Below are 4,395 nucleotides of genomic sequence, written 5' to 3' on the forward strand. Positions count from 1 at the left end.
GGGATCACGGGAAACGAACTCTACGGGCTTGCGGACAGTCACGAAGGTCTTGGGACGAAATTCGGCGCCCCATCACCGCATGAGACCCCTGCTCCATCCTTGCGGTGGCCTCGTCAACTGCCGCCCATGCCGCCGTGGCTCATCGGCCGGGACGCTCTGCTGAGCGAGCTGGACCGCGTATGGAGTCGAGGAGCGAGTCAACGCAGGCTCGTTGTGCTCAACGGCATGGGCGGCGTGGGCAAGACCGCTCTGGCGCTAACCTGGCTGCACCGCAGAAGTCAGACATTTTCGCAGACCAACCTATACGTTGATCTGAATGGGTCACGTCTAGTTCACCCGGCTGACCCGGGCGAGGTTCTGCGTGGGTTCCTGATCGCGCTGGGAGTGTCTTCCGCCGACATGCCGGCGGACGTCAGCCAGCGAGCGGCGCTGTTCCGCACCGCGACCGCGGATCATCGTGTTGCGGTGCTCTTGGATGACGTCGCGTCAGCCGCGCAGGTGCTTCCGCTGCTTCCCGCTGGGCCGGACTCTATGACCATCGTGACCTGTCAGTGGCCAAGGAATACTCCCCGTAGGCGGCCAGATAAGGCCCCACAGATGGCCACCGGGTTCCCCGTGGACGGCCAGATATCTCCCCGGTAAACAGTCCGGGATGTCGTGCGGCAAGGCTGCGCGGCGTGAAGAACAGCAGGGAGATCATGGAGATCCTCGAGGCATACGACCTCACGTGGAGTTACCGCGCCGCGGCCGAACTGGCCGGGTGCGACCACCACACCGTCGCGCGATATGTAGCCCTGCGAGACGCGGGCGAAGCCCCGGTAGCGCGCGAACACCGCGTCCGCCCGATCGACGAGTACCTGCCGAAGATCGAGGAGCTGGTGGTGCGGTCCAACGGCAAGGTCCGCGCCGATGTGGTGCATCAGCGGATCACCGCGATGGGGTTCACCGGCGGTGAACGCACCACCCGACGCGTTGTCGCGCAGGTGAAACAGCGGTTGCGGGCCGGCCAGCGGCGGGTGTTCCGGCCGTGGATCGTGGAACCAGGACTGTGGTTGCAGTGGGATTGGGGCCACGGCCCGAAAATCGGTGGCCGGCAGACCCAGCTGTGGTGCGCGTGGCTAGCGTGGTCGAGGTTCCGAGTGGTGATCCCGGTGATGGACAAAACCCTGCCGACGATCGTGGCGTGCCTGGACACCACCCTACGAAGGATCGGCGGTGTTCCGACGTATGCGTTGACAGACAACGAAAAAACGGTGTCGGTCGACCACATCGCGTCGATCGCGGTCCGCAACCCCGACATCGTCGAGGTGGGCCGGCACTACGGCATGACGATCCGCACCTGCGTCCCCGCGGACCCGCAATCCAAGGGCGGATCGGAGGCAACGGTGCGGATCGCGAAGGCGGACCTGGTGCCCACCGACACCAACCTGCTGGGCGAGTACCGCAGCTTCGGTGAGCTCGAGGCGGCGTGCCGGGAGTTCTGCGAGCAGGTCAACGACCGGCCGCATCGCGAGACCCGCCGCCGCCCAGCCGAGGCGCTCGCGGAGGAGCGGACACGGCTGCATCCGTTGACCGGTAAGCCTTTCACTGTCGTGTTCGGCACCACCCGCCGGGTGAACTGGGACGGCACGGTCTCGGTCGAGGGGGTGCGGTATTCGGTGCCGCACCCGCTGGTCGACTCCCGGGTCTGGGTCCGGTTCCACGGCGACGACCTGATCGTCACCGCCGTCGACGAGAACGGTCCCACCGAGGTCGCCCGGCACGAGCGGTCGACACCGGGCAATCCGTCGATCAACGACGAGCACTACCCGCCGCGGCCTGATCACCACGGCGACCGCGTTCCGCGGGCGACCTCGGCGGAGGAGGCGGCGTTTCTGGCGCTGGGCAGCGGAGCGGCGGCGTGGCTGACCGAGGCCGCCGCGACCGGCGCCCGCCGGATCCGCCCGAAAATGGCCGAGGCGGTCACCCTGGCGAAGCTGCACCCCGCCGAAGAGGTTGATCGGGCATTGGGGATCGCGGCGTTCGCGGGGCGGTTCGCCGAGAACGACTTGATGCGCATCCTGACCCACCACACCGGCCGCGACACCGGCGAACCGTCGCGGGCCAGTGAGGACCACAGTCTGCAGCCGGGCACCTCGGCTTGGTCCAACTTCGGCCTCCCCACCAGCGACAACGACTCTGAAAGTGACCTGTGATGACCTCTGGACTACGCGTCGCCGGCCCCGCCGGTGACCCTCTCGCCGAAGCCGTCGCGTTGACGAAACGGCTGAAACTGCCGCACCTGCGGCGCGCATTGACCGACCTGATCCCGACCGCGAAAGCGCAACGCTGGGACCCGGCCGAGGTCGTGCGGGTGCTGCTCGCCGAGGAAGCCGCCGGCCGCGACGCGGCGAACCTGCGGACCCGCCGCAAACGCGCCGCGTTCCCCGCGGGCAAGACCTTCGGCGACTGGGACGAGCAGGCATCGTCGATCGCGCGGCCCACGCAGGACTCGCTGAAAACCTTGGAATGGGTGCGGAACAAGGAAAATCTGTGCATCTGTGGCCCGTCAGGGACCGGCAAATCGCACTTCTGTGAAGCGCTGGGGCAGGCCGCGATCGAGGCCGGGCTGACCGTCGCGTGGTTCACCATCGAGGACCTCGGCGCGCTGGTGCGCCGGCACCGGGTCGATGATTCCATCACCCGGGCGTTGGCTCGGCTGATTCGCACGGACCTGATCATTATCGATGATATCGGTCTGTTGCCGGTCAGTCCTGATGCTGCCGAGGGGTTCTACCGGCTGGTTGATGCTGCTTATGAACGTCGCGCGCTCGCGGTGAGTTCGAATCTGCATCCGTCGGGGTTCGACGAGATCATGCCGAAAACCTTGGCCACTGCCACGGTTGATCGGTTGCTGCATCACGCGCATGTGGTTGTTACCCAAGGTGACAGCTTCCGTCTCGCGCAGGCGACCTCGGGGCAGGGGGTGAGACCGTTGCGGTGAGCGGGGTTCCACCCAGGCGGGGAATTATCTGGCCGCCGTTGGGGAGATCTATCTGGCCGTCAGTGGGGAGAACATCTGGCCGCCTACGGGGAGAACAAACTGGCCATTGACACTGGGGTCTGTGGCAGACGAGTCGAATGTGCACAACGAGAGCAATGGCTGGGTAGCTGGTCCTGTCGTGCAGGCCGGGTTGATCCAGTCGATATCGCTGGCAGGATTCGCGCGGGCGGAGACGGCGCTGCCACCGCGGCAGTTGCCGTTGGCGGTGCGGGATTTCACCGGCCGCGCCGAGCACCTGGCTGCGCTCGACGCGCTGCTGCCCAGCGACGACGTCGCCGGTTCTGGTACGGGAGCGGTAGTGATTTCCGCGTTGGACGGAACTGCGGGTGTCGGCAAGACCACGTTGGCGGTGTTCTGGGCGCACCGGGTGCAAGGCCGGTTCCCCGACGGCACGCTGTACATCAATCTGCGCGGTTACGGTCCTGGCGAACCGGCGATCGCGGCGGAGGTGCTGGACGGGTTCCTGCGTGCGCTGGGTGTGCCGGCGGAGCGGATTCCGGCAGGGGTAGAGGCACAGGCTGGGTTGTACCGGACGGTCCTGGCGGGGCGGCGGGTCCTGATCGTGCTCGACAACGCCAACGCCGCCGAACAGGTCCGGCCACTGCTGCCCGGCGCCCCGGGATGTCTGGTGCTGGTAACCAGCCGGGCGAGCCTGACCGGACTGGTCATCGGCGAAGCCGCGACCCGTATCACCCTCGGCCTGTTCACCCCAATCGAAGCACTCGACCTGGTACGCGGCATCGTCGGCGCACAGCGCGCCGAGGCGGAGCCTGACGCGGTGACGGAGCTGATCCGGGTTTGTGCGCGGCTGCCGTTGGGGTTACGGATCGCATCGAGCCTGATCACCGCCCGCCCCCGTACCGCCGTCGCCGAGGTCCTTACCGACATGGCCCACGGCCGCCACCTCGAGGTGTTGAGCCGCTCAGCCGACGAGCGCACCGCCGTACGAGCAGTTTTCGACTGGTCCTACACCGCTTTGCCGGAGCCGCAAGCCCGGATGTTCCGCCGCCTTGGCCTGCATATCGGTCCTGAGCTCAGCGTGCACGCCGCCGCCGCGGTCGGCGAGGTGAACCTCGCCGTCGCTCGTCGGCTCCTCGACGACCTAGCCGAGGTCCACCTCATCGAACTCGTCGACCGCGACCGGTACCGGTTCCATGACCTCCTGCGGGCCTACGCCGCCGAGCGCGCCCGCCACGACGACACCCCCGCCGACCGAGACGACGCTCTGCGCGCCCTACTCAGCTGGTACGCCCACACCGCCCACACCGCTGACGACTTCCTGTTCCCCGCACACGATCGTCCTGACTGCAAGTCTGCTCCGACTGCCACACCGATACCGGTGACCGATCGTG

At 67.3% G+C, this 4,395-nt stretch carries 4 protein-coding genes; all 4 read left to right on the forward strand.

Going from position 1 to position 4,395, the window contains the following annotated elements:
- Positions 1 to 126: 126 nt before the first annotated feature.
- Positions 127 to 642, forward strand: a complete 516-nt coding sequence (locus VFG33_RS41375; RefSeq protein WP_524538112.1) for an NB-ARC domain-containing protein — start codon at positions 127 to 129, stop codon at positions 640 to 642.
- Positions 643 to 677: 35 nt separating this feature from the next.
- On the forward strand, positions 678 to 2,195 hold the full coding sequence (gene istA / locus VFG33_RS00860) for an IS21 family transposase (protein WP_325021273.1): 1,518 nt from the start codon (positions 678 to 680) through the stop codon (positions 2,193 to 2,195).
- On the forward strand, positions 2,195 to 2,983 hold the full coding sequence (gene istB / locus VFG33_RS00865; protein ID WP_325021275.1) for an IS21-like element helper ATPase IstB: 789 nt from the start codon (positions 2,195 to 2,197) through the stop codon (positions 2,981 to 2,983). Before istA ends, istB begins: the two co-directional genes overlap by 1 nt.
- Before the next feature lie 121 nt (positions 2,984 to 3,104).
- On the forward strand, positions 3,105 to 4,395 hold a 1,291-nt coding region (locus tag VFG33_RS00870), incomplete at its 3' end, for an NB-ARC domain-containing protein (protein ID WP_325021277.1).

Source organism: Kribbella sp., from assembly GCF_035687465.1.
In the GTDB taxonomy this organism is placed as follows: Bacteria; Actinomycetota; Actinomycetes; order Propionibacteriales; family Kribbellaceae; genus Kribbella.